General features: G+C 41.8%; 8 protein-coding genes. 4 read left to right on the top strand and 4 right to left on the bottom strand.

Annotated features, from left to right (window positions below; genetic code table 11):
- Positions 1-87 precede the first annotated feature (87 nt).
- Positions 88-3,519 (bottom strand): hypothetical protein, encoded by a 3,432-nt coding sequence (locus tag CWO13_RS18305; RefSeq protein WP_108083341.1) that lies wholly within the window; start codon positions 3,517-3,519, stop codon positions 88-90.
- 453 nt (positions 3,520-3,972) lie between these two features.
- On the bottom strand, positions 3,973-6,492 hold the full coding sequence (locus CWO13_RS18300; protein WP_108083340.1) for an FG-GAP-like repeat-containing protein: 2,520 nt from the start codon (positions 6,490-6,492) through the stop codon (positions 3,973-3,975).
- A gap of 634 nt (positions 6,493-7,126) precedes the next feature.
- Between CWO13_RS18300 and CWO13_RS18295 the strand changes: the two genes are divergently transcribed.
- The 3 genes from CWO13_RS18295 (at position 7,127) to CWO13_RS18285 (ending at position 10,888) form a co-directional block, all read left to right on the top strand.
- Complete coding sequence (locus CWO13_RS18295; RefSeq protein ID WP_102431294.1) at positions 7,127-8,221, top strand: methyl-accepting chemotaxis protein; 1,095 nt, start codon at positions 7,127-7,129, stop codon at positions 8,219-8,221.
- 176 nt (positions 8,222-8,397) lie between these two features.
- The gene (locus tag CWO13_RS18290) at positions 8,398-10,440 is read left to right on the top strand and encodes an FUSC family protein (RefSeq protein WP_102431295.1); all 2,043 of its coding nucleotides are present in this window, start codon (positions 8,398-8,400) and stop codon (positions 10,438-10,440) included.
- A gap of 202 nt (positions 10,441-10,642) precedes the next feature.
- On the top strand, positions 10,643-10,888 hold the full coding sequence (locus CWO13_RS18285) for a hypothetical protein (RefSeq protein WP_048658464.1): 246 nt from the start codon (positions 10,643-10,645) through the stop codon (positions 10,886-10,888).
- Positions 10,889-10,946: 58 nt separating this feature from the next.
- Here CWO13_RS18285 and CWO13_RS18280 read toward each other — a convergent pair whose 3' ends face one another.
- The gene (locus CWO13_RS18280; RefSeq protein WP_108083339.1) at positions 10,947-12,758 is read right to left on the bottom strand and encodes a PLP-dependent transferase; all 1,812 of its coding nucleotides are present in this window, start codon (positions 12,756-12,758) and stop codon (positions 10,947-10,949) included.
- Between the two features lie 142 nt (positions 12,759-12,900).
- On the opposite strand from CWO13_RS18280, the gene CWO13_RS18275 reads away from it, so the two are divergent.
- Positions 12,901-13,356 (top strand): Lrp/AsnC family transcriptional regulator, encoded by a 456-nt coding sequence (locus tag CWO13_RS18275; RefSeq protein ID WP_017106082.1) that lies wholly within the window; start codon positions 12,901-12,903, stop codon positions 13,354-13,356.
- A gap of 33 nt (positions 13,357-13,389) precedes the next feature.
- Here the strand turns inward: CWO13_RS18275 and CWO13_RS18270 are convergent, their stop codons facing one another.
- Positions 13,390-13,860, bottom strand: a complete 471-nt coding sequence (locus tag CWO13_RS18270; RefSeq protein ID WP_102431297.1) for an arsenate reductase/protein-tyrosine-phosphatase family protein — start codon at positions 13,858-13,860, stop codon at positions 13,390-13,392.
- Positions 13,861-14,032 lie beyond the last annotated feature (172 nt).

The raw sequence follows: 14,032 nt of genomic DNA, 5'->3' as shown, positions 1-14,032 counted from the left end.
TAACCACTGCCCCACTCGATTACTTGTTCAGAGGAGGCAGTGTAACCTAATAGCTCAGTGTCACTGAGGACACGAGTACGAGATCAATTATGCAGTTGCACTCTGATTTTGAAGATATTCAAGGTATTGATTTAAAACCTCTATATCATCAGAGCGCTCGAGTGCTTTGGGATGAGTTTTACGAATCGTATCAATGCTATTTTTCACATCTAAATATGATAAAACGGCTTGTTCGGATTCGATGGACGGTTTGACGTAAGCCTTAGTCCCCTCGAGCACATTGCTTAAATCTAAACGGCTCTCGTTGAACATTTGTTTCATTATCACTGCAGACTTAACCATACCAGAGCGACCATCACCTAACGCACAATGGACTAACACATTCCCTTCGCGTGTACTCAATAAGTCCAGAACCCGATTCGCTAGACCATCGATATCTTCACTTGAAGGCTGTGTAAGGGCTTTGATAGAAAAGAAGTCCTTGATATACGTCGTCTTGTTAGAGATATACTCGATATTGTGACTCGCTAATTGCTTGGTTAGCGATACGATCTCTCTTGCCGACATCCCAGAATCAAGGGAGATCAATGCCGCGACATTGTTACGTTTCAGGTTCTCACAAAACGTCATCAGCTGCGCGCCAGTAGAATAGTTTTTATTAGGTCGGCCAATCGAACCAATTCTAAGCTCGGGGTGAATGTGGATGTTCTCAACTTTCCCCTTGGTGTTAGTAGCCTTTTGAACGACAGTTTTTTTGAATATCGGCTTCTGAACACCTTTTATCTTGTGCTTTGCAGGGGTAGATTGGCTAAACTTCGTGCCACTCCAGTCTACCTGGGTTGGTACAGTACCGAACTTTTTGATTTTTACTTCAACGGGAATCCCCAGCTTCGCCGCGGCAATAAACCTGTGCTGTCCATCCAGAATATGAATGCGGCCAGTTTGTGGGGAACGCCAACCAGAAATCAAAATCGGTTCATCCGCCTGCCTTACTATAGAAACCTTTTCATCGATGATAGATTGAAAAACTTCAGGCTGAGCTGGCAATGGAATCTTATTGTCCGATACAACTTTCCCAACGGGTCCTTTTCCATTAAAACACCAGTCAAACGTTTCAAGTACAACGTTCCCAGAAGAGGCACCGTAAGCACTATTCACTTTAAAGCTGCCCGCCCCACCACTTAAGCCCATCGTTTTGATGGTTTCTAAACGTTCACTGGTTTCTTTCATGAACTTGTACTTTTTAATCGCTCTTATCTTATTTTTTAGATCGCCGATGGCATCGCTCGATATAAATTTAGAACGACGTATAAATTCGTCAGAGATATCGTTAACAACGCTTCTCATGAAGGCCGTTTTAGATAAACGAATCACTCTGATATTTTTCACTACACAAGCATTTACAATAACAGAGAGATTAACATCCAACGCCTTAGCGATCGGGGAAAAAATGGGAATGATGTCTGCTAGAAGTACAATTGAATCAAGCAAAATCGATTCAACATCTTGAATATCTACCTCATAATCAGGATCATTTATCATCTTCTGCGCGACTTGTAAGAACGGAACCTTGTTGTTTAATGCGGCTTCCATTGAGCTTTCAGTAAACAGAACTTCCTTCATTTCGACCAATTTGTCGCTCAGAGATAACTTAAATTCATTCGCAACCAGATCTTTCAAAAGATAATTCTCTTGGAACTGTTTTTTGGTGCCAACCTTTTTAAACGACTGAGCAATCAGGTTAAACTTAAGGAGCGTCGTCTCTTGTACTGCGTCCCACATAAAGTTATCAAATCTATGATTGCGCAATAAGAAAGGTTTAGGTTGCTCCTGAGTGTCGTCAAAACCTGTTGGAATGTTCAATTTTAAAAAGATAGCGTTTAACGCTTCGTAAGATACATCTTTCCAGTTCTCATCCGGTTTAGGTAACACTTCAATCAACTGAGTAACAAGCTCGTTATCGGCCCCACCTAGGTAAGTCACTCGGTGATGGAATGCAAATGTGCTGACTAAGAAGTGGCGATGGTTACTATCTTTCACGAGAACCACTCTGCCACTCATGCCTAGATGAGTTTGTAGCATCAGCACCGCTGGTTTTATCGCTAAAGTGATAGCCTCTGTCGTCGGTGCAGACATAAACAAATTAGCAAATAGAGCAATAAAAACCTTCACTGAATCATCACAGTTAGGAAATTTCTCTTCTACCAATCGATACGCTTCAGCAATACCCTCTGCTTTGCCGACCACATAGTCATCAAGAATATTTTTGATCGCATTCTTACTGTAGAAAGGCAATATGATATCTGCGGATGAAATGATGCTGACATTGCTATTCAAGTCACTTTGATAGATTGATTGATCACGAATCAGAGTGTTCAAATCTTGCTCGATATCAGAGTTTTTATAATCGACAAACTGCGCATAATATTGACTGTCCGAGTCGAAATTTTCTCTGCCTACTATCTTTTCAATAGCTAGAGTCGATTGACTATCATCCCCTTCCAGATCCATGACTTCAGAAAGTACACTGATTAAATTAATAACATCATTAAATCGTTCTATTACTGTAGGCTTTTCATAAACAATAATATCTTCTAGCGTAATAGCGTCACTGTAAAATAACGCCATGGTATCCATTACCTGAAACTCTAGACCATTCCTAGACTTATCTCGGATCAGTACCTTCTTAGGAATATTATTCTTTAATAAAATTTGGTCGAAGGTTTCGTCAAAATAATCCAACGAAGTGTTCATCTCATCAGATATTGCTGCCATTTTCGCCAAAGCTAAACGGAAAGCAGCTTTATCATCACCTTGAGAGAAAGCATGATAAATCTCTATTTCTCTCGTAGCATCATTAAGCACTTTAGTTATATTAAATTCATCTAAACTATCGTGAATATTTCCGCTTAACGCTCTTTGTACGATGCCGTTTACTTTTTTCTCTGAGATTTTAGCACCCGATTCCGGAATGAGCTTTATCTCCTCTTTGAAGCCAGTGCTGCTAATAGCGAACAGTACTTGCGACTTTTCTGCTTTAAGAAACGTGTAGATCAAAGCGCTTTCTAGCCTAAAATACAAACTGTTCTCATCGTACTTTAAACTTGTGATTGCACTGTTCAATGACTCCCCTAACAAGCCATCATTACGACGCTCGATAAGATCTTCGATATAAATCATTGTTCTCGCAATACTTGATTTCACAGCGAGGTTTCTAGATTTTTCATCACTTTTATAACGATAGCTGATCGTGTTCATCACACTTATTTTCAAGTTCTGTATGAAAATCAAGCTGTTTAGGTCGTTGATCTTACTGACTATATAGTGCCTTACGTAGTACTTATCATCGATAGCCTTGTAATCCTTTAAAGAAAGAGTTTCATATTCAGCAAGTTCCTTGTTAACAACCTCTAGAATTTGAGACATTTTTTGTATTTTTTCTAGGTTGCTATCACTATTTGAGCATATACCTTCAATTTCTTTAATATTCACATCTCTATGTGAACTATTTAATAACACAAGCTATTTCCTTATTGATATTTTAATTGGGATATTGATGATAACTTACATTATATGTTTTTTTAAATAACTTTAATTATTTAAGGTTTTGGTAAATTAGGAATGGTAAAATTAGAATACAACTAATTTAGAGATCAACTTAATTAGAAATTAGTTTATTAGAAGAATATAAAAAGGGATTACACATTAAATGTCTATAAATTTTCTAATTATCTTCAAACATGCATTTTAGGAGTTTTATATAAAAAATCAGGTAAGGTTATGTAGTCATTCCATGGCCACATAAAATAAAAGAAATATGGTTATAGAGGCTGAATTGTCGGGGCTAAAACACATCGCATAGAGAGGTTGTCCATAAGTCATAAATGGCCTCTAACATTTATGCAGGCCCTCCTATTGAAAGGAGGGCCTTCGTAGCTATAGCGTCCCTTGTAACTATACCGTCCCTTGTAACTATCGCGTCCCTTGTCTAACTTCTTGCTCTCTAACGTTTAAGTCTCTATCAGAGTCGCCGTATAACACATGAACGGTACCGTCATTGTTGTTACCGCCGCTGCCTAGGTCTTCAAATGGAACACCTATGACGAGATCGTCCTTGTCATCACCATCAAAATCTCCAGCCATCAAGCTGTAGCCAAACTTGTCGTCCTTTTCGACGCTACCAGTGATATTGTTTTTGTTTTGATTATATTCACGGCTTCCACTTAATCGTAAACCGTTACCAGAACCAAAGAACACATCCACTTTGCCTCCATTGTCCTTACCCGCCAAGTCTTCCGTTGGTGAACCAATAGCTAAGTCTTGATAACCATCACCATCAAAGTCTCCGGTCGTTAATGCGAAACCAAACTTATCATCTTTTTCAGCGGAGCCATGCACACCAGACTTGTCTTGATGAATCTCACGAATGCTATTTCTTGAAGGGCCACTGCTTGTACCTCTGAGCACGAAAACATTTCCGTCATTATTGTTTCCGCCAGAGCCCAAATCCTCGTATGGAACACCAATAACGAGCTCATCAAGGCCGTCATTATTAAAATCACCAGCTGCTAGCGTGTAGCCAAAATGGTCGTTCTTTTCAGCACTGCCAGCAAAACCACTTCTATCACCATGGTAAAAACGATACTCCATCGTACGAAGACCTTGGGTGGTGCCAAAGAGCACAACAACCATCCCTTCATCATCACCATCACCTAAATCTTCATATGGCGCGCCAACCGCTAAATCGCCTAGCCCATCGCCGTTAAAGTCTCCAGCCGCTAACTCATGTCCAAAACGGTCATCTTTCTCTGCTGCCATGCGCTCTAAGCCGGAGTTATTTTGATGGAACCTACTAATACGCTTCTTACTTAGCCCATTGCTGGTGCCATAGCTCACATAGACTACGCCTGCATTATCTTTAGAGCCGATATCTTCATATGGAGAACCGATGGCTAGATCATCATAACCATCCCCATCGAAGTCGTGGCTGGCTAATGCGAAGCCAAACTTGTCTTCTTTTTCTTGCTTGCCCTTACTAATATTGGCTTCTTTTAATAATTGATAGCCTGAAGTAGTGAGTCCTTTGTTACCTCCATACAGCACAGTGACCATACCAACATTAGATTTCCCATCGATATCTTCATTTGGGGACCCAATGGCAACATCATCAAAACCATCATTGTTAAAATCACCGCTCGCTAACGCAGAACCAAACAGGTCACCGCCTTCAGTAAACATGCCAGACAATCCGCTAGAGTCTTGGTGAAAACCTCGGGAACTCAACATACTCAAGCCTTTTGAAGGAAGTGAATCACCTCCGTAAACCACCGTCACTGCGCCGGCATCATTATCACCATTGATATCCTCAGTCGGGTAACCAACAAGCAAATCAGCCACGCCATCTCCGTTGTAATCACCACTAGAGAATACCTTGCCAAATGAATCGTCCTTTTCAGCTCGACCACGAACCATGACATCTCGGTTATTCAAATTAAAATCAATAATTTTCCTGTTTTTACCTTCAGAAACGAAATCTCGTAAAACAATGTTCGAACGGCTTCCCTTGTGGTAATGGTTGTAAAGCCAACCGATGGAGTTATGTTTCGCAGTTTTAGCATCATACTCTTTCAAGTTTGTCGAAAAGCCCGTCACGTTTTTGCAAAATAGATTAATACTTAAGGTACATAATGCTGTACTGGCCAGGGTTTCAGCCACACCTTTGAGAATTACCTCCGCAGTGGGAGTAACAATGTGCTGCTCCGTATATAGTCGATTGTTGTTTGCGCTTCGACTCTTAGCTAACTCCGACGAAATCCAATTTCCTATTTTATTAGGGTTTTGATAGATGTCCTCTTTGTAATAGCTATTTAGACGTTGGCGCGGCCAAAAACTGGCCCCACATCCAGACACACCTTTATCAGGTATAATAATTAAGTTTCCGGCTTTAATGAGATCTTTGTATTTAGATGTTGGTTTTAACTCATTTGTTATTAGATGCTTTGAGATGGAGTTGTTAGTACACAAGGATTGATAAAAATTATCAGTGTTAGTTACATTACGGACAAATGTAGACTTTATGATGACGATTTCGCCTCGGTTTTCATCTAAGAACTGGCTTACCTCATTTAAAATGTTGTCGATTTTTCCGTAAATAAGCGAGTGAGCAAAGTAATACTCCCCTCGGTCTTCATATATTCTCAAATCTAAAAAGCGTGTACCGGCATTCAACTGCTTTCTTACACTCAAATCTTGTGTCTCAGACCAGTCTCTTAGTTTCGAAAGTGGGAAATTAACGCCGGCTGCCTTTTTACTATAGTTTTGCGCGTCGTAAGCACCGCTATCGTGGCTCCCCGGAATAATAATATTGTTAAGCGGAGTATCTCGCCTTGTGTTACTGAAAAGATCCTCCATCCACCTCTCGGTGCTATAACTCAAGGCAGGTTGAGAATTCAAAGCGAGTATAGCCGCTAAAGCCAATGTCTTTATTTTCATTTTTTTAATCCATTAAAGTTCGATATGAGATATTTTTAGCTATGACCATATCTACTATTGAGTGCATGACGTCCCATATACGAAGTATTTCCCGTCACTATAGAATGCTTATATCCACAATAATTAAATGGTTCTAACATTTAATTATTGATAAATAAAATATTATATAAGCGAGTAATAACAAATGTGAATGTTAAGGTTTTATTTATTCATTAGCAAGCCTATTGCAATCTGAATATTAGGAAAATTAATAATGACAACCAACTTAATAAGAATTCATTCTAAAGAGTATTAAGTGAAAATTTGTTCAAAAAACAACCCTACCTCTTGCATTAGTGCGTTCTAATTTAAACGATAATTAAGACTTAACATTAATAATGTTAATCAACATAAAACCACCTATTAAACAGTATTATGAAAGCTGGTAAAAAATAGATAAAAAACTAAATACCCAAACAAAAAAGTGATTTACTAGTCATTAATCAACCTAGCCAAGATAATAAGGCTAACAACCTAATAATATTTTGTTACAATCCAACCAGTAATTATTACCTTTAAAACCAATACGTTATCAACCCCGAGCTTCATTATCAGCCCCTTGAATAGCTTTTCGCTCTATACATATAGGTATTTTATGTTTGGAATAAAACAAATAAAACTAGAAAACCAATTACTAAAAAAACAACTAGCCGAACTAAAAAAGAAGCATCAATCTGATATTAATGCTCTCGAAATGGAATTAAATAAGTCGCAAAACCTTGCTCAATCGACACATCAACAACATCGTAACAGCAGTGAAATGATGTCTAATTGCTTGAAAGGTGGAGATATGCTCAAAACCATTCAAAAAGAGATGGTTGAAAGTGCTAAATCTATGGCTCATGAAAACCAAGAGCTTCAACAGCTAGATGATATGTTTAAACAAACACATCAAGCATTGGTTCGCCTAGACAACCGAGCAATCAAGATCAGCGATCAGGCGTCTCAAAGCATTCAATCTGTGGATATATTGGATCATACGGCTGGTGCTATTTCTAACCTTGTATCAACTATTCAAGAGATTTCTGACCAAACGAACTTACTGGCACTAAATGCTGCTATCGAGGCCGCTCGCGCGGGTGAGGCTGGACGCGGGTTCGCTGTCGTCGCCGATGAAGTAAGAACCCTTGCAGGTAAAGCCAGCGAAGCCAGTGAAAAAATTGATTCATTGGTGAAACAAGTTTTGACTCAAGTAAATGCGATTAAAACCTCTATCGGTGAAAACCAAGTTTGTGCAGAAGAAGTTTCAGCATCTTCTGCACAAATTAGCTCAATTGTTAATGAAGTCGTCGTGAAGTCAGAAAACATGAAGCAAGTTATTCATATTGCTTCCACTCGCGCTTTCTTGGATTCGGTGAAGCTCGATCACGCCATTTGGAAAAATAACACCTATCGTTTACTCCAAAGCGGTGCCTTTAGTGAAACGATCAACACTCACTCAGAGTGTCGTTTAGGTCAGTGGTATTATCGTGGTGATGGCAAGGCTTACAACCACCTGAGAAGTTATCAATTGCTTGAAGAACCTCATAAACAGGTGCATGACAATGGTCGTAAAGCAATGAATCAAGCAGCATCTGAGGACATTGAAGGAACAATTAAATCAGTTAAAGCTATGGAAGACGCAAGTATCCAAGTCGTGTTCCAAATTGATCGTTTAATGAATGAAATTATAGAAACTGAATCAATGTAGTTTTTGTCGAGCTCATAGATACCGTTCAGACCAGAGATCCAACGAGTAGGTCAATCCCAAGCATCTTGATATATTCAAATTTTATTCGTGGCACTCTATAGTTACAGAGTGCCACTAAATGATTGGATTCTTTTCTAAAGTTGGTCCATCTAACAAGTAAAAAACAAGGTATCCACATGACGTTTTCCCCTGCCATTCTACGTAAGATCTGGTACGACCCAGCCATCAATTTGGGGCTTCGTGCCACCAGCGCCATTGTACTATTTCTCGGTTTAGGCGTGTTGTTCAACCAACCCGCTATCGCCATGACTGCGCTGATGACAATGCCAGCCGCCTTAATTAGCGGGCTTGACGCTGCAGGCCCTAGGCGGTGGACGCGCTTTGCTATTACCGCCACCACTTGGGGAGCCACTCAAGCCATAAGTTACCTACTACTTATTAGTGGACTGCCTTTATGGATAACCTTTGGGGTACTTGGTGCCGTACTTGCTAGCGCTGCAGTCAATGGGCCATTTTGGGGGCGACTAGGCATGTCGAGCCTATTAATAGCCGTCGTCACCCTCTCACTTCATAATTCCAATTCAGCACTAAGCTTGTACCCTATGTTGGTACTCGGGCCTCTTACTTTTGCGCTGTTTAGTTGGCTTTGGTTTGCGTTATGGAAGCACTATGCGCTGCGTGTGTGTCTATCCGCAATTTACGAAACGTTGGCAGATTACATCCAATATCGCCAAGCATTCCTGCTAGGTAGCGAAAATGATGCACCGAAAAGACGCATCAAATACCAACTCATCGAGTTGTTCCAACAGGCTCTTCAATCCGAATCTTTTCGATCTAAGCAAGCAGATGCTAGTTCACTCCGACAAGCTTTGTATCTCGCTCTCGATACGTTTGAAGTGATACTCAGCAGCCACACAACGAATCCCGATCTAATGAACCAATTTCAGTCCAGCAAACACAAACGAGACTTGCTATTGGTTTGGAGCCAACATTGTCAGCAAAGACTAAGACACAAAGCAAAACAGCTTCTACACAACACTAACGAAGAGATGAGGCACTTAAGCTCATTAGAGCAAGAAGCCAATGACTTGATTGAAGCGGTCAAGCTCGAAGACCAACCCCGTTTTCGTTATTGGGCATACGCAGTGAAGCACATTTCCCGTCGTATTGAGCTTAATGAACCCGCTTATGAACGCTCTTTTGAAGTTCAGCCGTTCGAATTGTCTTTTCGCCTACCAAGCCGAGGCAACCCTATTTGGCGTCATGTTACCCGTGTTAGTTTGATGTTTTCCCTTGGTGCAGGAATTGCGGAATATTTTGAATTGATTCGCCCGGACTGGGTGCTGATTTCAATGCTAATGGTGATTCAGCCTAGCTTCTTAGCAACACGAAGTAAAACATGGCAGCGCTGTTTAGGTACGGCGCTTGGCGTGCTATTCGCCACATCTTTGATTCACATTGGTGTGCCAACGACCGCGATGTATACGCTAATTGTCATTCTCTTGCCCGTCGCGATGCTTAATATCATGCGCCATTACTCACTAGCCATTGGTTGTATTACCGCGCTATTGATTTTGGTTTATCAGGCCATGGCACACCAAGGGCTCGACTTCGCAGCGCCACGTTTGATCGACAACATAGTTGGGGGCGCGATTGTCCTACTCGGTTATAGTTTGTTATGGCCTCAATGGCGAGGCAAAGAGATCCACAATCAAGCGTTAAAAGCGCTTAATAGTTCCAAAAACTTGTTTGTGTATTGCTACGAACAGCTACAAATTGACACCGAACAACATGACCATCTTGCATTAACTAAGCAACGTGCTGCCATGTTAACAGCAGAAAGCGACCTTGAACTGATTTACAATGAGATGCAGCAAGAGCCTAAGCACACTCGCGCCGATCCTCACTATTACGAAGACATGCTGAGTCACTATCGATTATTGAGCCATTACCTCTGCTTGCTGATTCCACTTGTAAGAAAAGGTACCCAATACCAAGGCTCGCAACAAGTCGAAAGCTTGATTCATAATGCGATGGATGCGTTGATCAATACCATTCGTGATAACCGCATCCATGAACTGCCAGCGCTAACCAATCAAACCGATGCCGAGCACCCCACTTCTACAACAGGTCAACGCTCAGTCGAAGAAATCATCTGGTTGGCACTGATGACAATAAAGCAAATGCACGATTTAGTTAGGCGTAATCTGGAAAGATAAACTCACTTCAGCAATTAGTTATCCCCGTTTTCCACGTTCAACAAGAAATTGAATAAGTGAGACAAACCCAACTGCATTTCATCGGATTACTGTATTTACACTAGCTTCTTATAGTTAAAATGCCGTATGGTACAAACCATAGAATTATAAAGACTTGCGGCCTTTGCCACAGAGACTCTCCATTTAAACGAAAAGACTGACTATGAATTTTGATATCAATGCACTGAAACACCACCAACTGGTCGAAGATGGTCAACTAGAAGGGTGCTACATTCATCAGCCTGTACAGGGTAGTCTGCCAGACGATAAAGCGGTTTTAGCAGAGCGCCAAGCACTGGAAAAACTAGGTTATAAAGTCGTTCAAGTTAAAGCGAAGGGCGGAACAACAACCTTTGCTGAGGCTATGCAAAAATTCGCCAAGAAGACTGGTCATCAGACCAAGGACTAAGAAATTGGTTAGAGATAAGCACCCTGCCGGTTAATAAGTCAGCAGGGTGTTTTTTTATTTACTGAGTGAGCTGACTAAACTTCGGCAAGTTCTTCACAAACCTCTGGTGTACATCCATATAAGTTTGCATATAGATTTCATCGATACGGTCGTTACTCGGGAAGCTCGATGAGAAATCAGCGTGTTTGCGGTCAATCGATAACTTCGCTGCTTCGATAATATGAGCAATGAACATGCGAGGATCTTCTAAGCCAATAGAGATACGCATTGTGGTTGGTCTGATGCCGGCTTCATTGAGAGCCTCATCGCTCAGCTCTGAGTGCGTGGTCAGTGCCGGACATAACGCGACTGTATTGGTTTGCCCTAGGCTCACTTGCATACCGATTGCGGGCTCAAGCATATCGAAGAACTGTTTAAACCCATCTCGATTGATTGGTGCGCGATGGCCGTTCCCTTCCATATCGATAGTAAACAGCGCCGCGGGTAATCCTAAGTACATGTTGTTCTGGCAATGCTCATAGTTATCACTGTCTGGCAAAGCAGGACACGACACATTGATGTCTGGGTGAGCATCAAAGATCTTTGCGAGAGTCAGTGTATTAATGGTTTTTTGCACCACACGCATCTCATAGGTTTTCATGCCATTGAGCACTTCAAACGCTTTGTCTGCATCTAAGAATGCGCCTTTAATGTAGTACACATTCCAAAACAACGTTTCGTTCCATGGAATAGTGACCTCATCGCCGTTAGGCTTAGTGCAAGTGACCTCCTCTCCTTTTGGAACAAACATGGTCTCGTTGCGGCCAATCACAACCCCAGCGGTTGTGGTGCCAGAACCCGCCAGTTCTTTGGTGTAGGAGTGAATCACATAATCTGGTCTTTCCATCACATCATCGCGTTTTAGTACTGGGTGCAACAATGGAGTGCCGACTGTCGAGTCAACAATCACATCCCAACCACGAACGTGACCAGCTTTGCTTATACTCGCAACATCCAACACGTATCCATGCGGGTTACACGGTGACTCAAGGTAAACGTAGATCTTCTTACCCGCGGCGAGGCGATCAGAGTATTTTTCGGCAACCTCATCAAGGCGAGTCGCAAACTCATCACCTGAGTAACCATCCACCCACTCTACCGCGATATTCAGATTCGAAGGCTTACCAAACCAATCTTCCAACAGCTGGTAAGAACCGCCATAGATGTTACGTGAAGCCAGTACAATGTCCTCATGGCCAAGCAAGTGACTCAACAACCCATCAATGGCCGCCATGCCAGAATTAAAGTTCCACGCGAGGTATTCGTTGGCTCTAGAGCCTGCCTCAATATCAACCATGTGGTTAGCCAGTGAAATCGATGTTGGGTTAAGCAGTCGAGAATAGATATCGTGCAGCGGCTCTTTACCGTTGAACGCATCTTCAATCCATTCTGTGCACGCAAACAAATACGTGGCAGTGCGCGTAATAACCGGGCTTGCCGAGAAGATAGCAGCCACATTATCGAAAATTGGATACGCACCTTTAGACGCAAAATTACCATTATTGGTGGCAATGGATTGGTAAGTGGCACGCATTGGGTTTTGCAGGTTGTCGAGGATCTTAGCGATCTGGAATGACAAGAAACGTTTCGCGTTAAACCACGCGATTCGGTCACTCTTGTCGAGAACTGAAAGGCCGTCGACGGTCAGTGCCCAAAGGTCGTGTGTTTTGGTATTGGCTTGGTACAGTGTCGTCGCCAGTTCAATCAGCGTGACGCCGTAATCACTGTTTGGGTCGATACCAAAGTGCTTTGCTTGCTCAATGGCTAGGGCTTCTGCTTGTTCATGTTTGGTTGTTTTACGCAGCGGGCTAAGTTGAGTTGAAGTATTCATAGTTCCTAAGTCATTCCATGCTTGTTGTTCCTCCTTTAATTTTAGTTTTGTGCAGATGTTAAAAATTGCTATTTGCGAAGTAAGACATACACTTTGAGCAATAATATTGCCAAACTGAATTCAATATTGATGGATTATGCCAATGGATGAGATCGACAAGAAAATACTGGCTGAACTGCAAAACAACGCTCGGCTGACGAATCAAGAGTTGGCCGATCGAGTGGCACTTTCTCCCTCCCCTTGTTTGCGCCGAGTTCGCTCATTAGAGAAGCAAGGGATTATTCGCGGTTATCACGCCTGTATCGATCAAGAAGCGTGCGGCCTGCCCGTGAATGTGTTTGTGTTGGTGAAGCTTGAAAAGCCTACCGAAGAGAACATGCGAGACTTTGAACAGCACATTGAAGCAATTGATGAAGTGTTAGAGTGTTTTTTAATGACAGGTAATCACGACTACCTATTGCATGTGGTGAGCGAGTCTCTCAAAAGCTACGAGCAATTCATCCGCAAGCAGTTAACTCGCCTACCCAATATTGCTTCAATTGAATCTAGCTTCGCGTTTGGGCAGGTAAAGACAAAAACAAAATTACCTGTAAGGTGAGTAAATCCGCGTTAAACCAAACTCAGAGACCATTTAGCCGTTTATTTGTGCTATTGCCACAAGTTGCGCCACTTTAAGATCTATTTGTTCTACAACCCCTCTTACAAACTGGGTCCTTTCGCTCCCTGACAGCTCTAGGGCGGCCGCCAGATTTGGGATAGCCCAATGGAGCCTATGGGGTACGTGAGAGCAAACCACGTTGACGCATCCGACAAATAAGTTGCACTGCTCGTTGCTCGATTGGTCACAAAGCGTAATCACGTAATCGAATCTTTCATTGGTCTTTTTGAATTCAAATACTGTCTTACTCTCGCCAATTATTGCAACGTCAAGCATGTTAGACAACTCATCTAAGAGAACTTGGGGGGTTGGTCCTGACTCAAAACCACAGCAGCTAGCGTGTATCATCCCATTAGATTGCAGCTCAACCATCGCTTTAGCGATAGCCGCTCTTACACCTTTCTTCACGCACACAAACAGAACTTTGACGGGAGTGGCATCCATACTTTAATGACCCTTTTTGTATTGGTTTTCTATATTAAACATAGATATTTAAGGAAGTTTTGCAATAACTCGGCTAATCAAAGGCAATAAGAATGAGGCCAGTCATCGCCCAGTCTATTCGACAAAAAGGATAAACAAGATCGTAAACAAGATATCTATCCTATATTTTTTA

This window comes from Vibrio sp. ZF 223, from assembly GCF_003050585.1.
In the GTDB taxonomy this organism is placed as follows: Bacteria; Pseudomonadota; Gammaproteobacteria; order Enterobacterales; family Vibrionaceae; genus Vibrio; species Vibrio crassostreae.
Note: the sequence above shows the minus strand (reverse complement) of the source record. Positions and strands in the feature narration are given on the sequence as shown.

Excerpts from the sequence above, each read along its gene's own strand:
- CWO13_RS18270 (WP_102431297.1), bottom strand. The coding sequence starts at position 13,860 with ATGGATGCCACTCCCGTCAAAGTTCTGTTTGTGTGCGTGAAGAAAGGT.
- CWO13_RS18300 (WP_108083340.1), bottom strand. The coding sequence starts at position 6,492 with ATGAAAATAAAGACATTGGCTTTAGCGGCTATACTCGCTTTGAATTCT.
- CWO13_RS18280 (WP_108083339.1), bottom strand. The coding sequence starts at position 12,758 with ATGAATACTTCAACTCAACTTAGCCCGCTGCGTAAAACAACCAAACAT.
- CWO13_RS18290 (WP_102431295.1), top strand. The coding sequence starts at position 8,398 with ATGACGTTTTCCCCTGCCATTCTACGTAAGATCTGGTACGACCCAGCC.
- CWO13_RS18295 (WP_102431294.1), top strand. The coding sequence starts at position 7,127 with ATGTTTGGAATAAAACAAATAAAACTAGAAAACCAATTACTAAAAAAA.
- CWO13_RS18285 (WP_048658464.1), top strand. The coding sequence starts at position 10,643 with ATGAATTTTGATATCAATGCACTGAAACACCACCAACTGGTCGAAGAT.
- CWO13_RS18275 (WP_017106082.1), top strand. The coding sequence starts at position 12,901 with ATGGATGAGATCGACAAGAAAATACTGGCTGAACTGCAAAACAACGCT.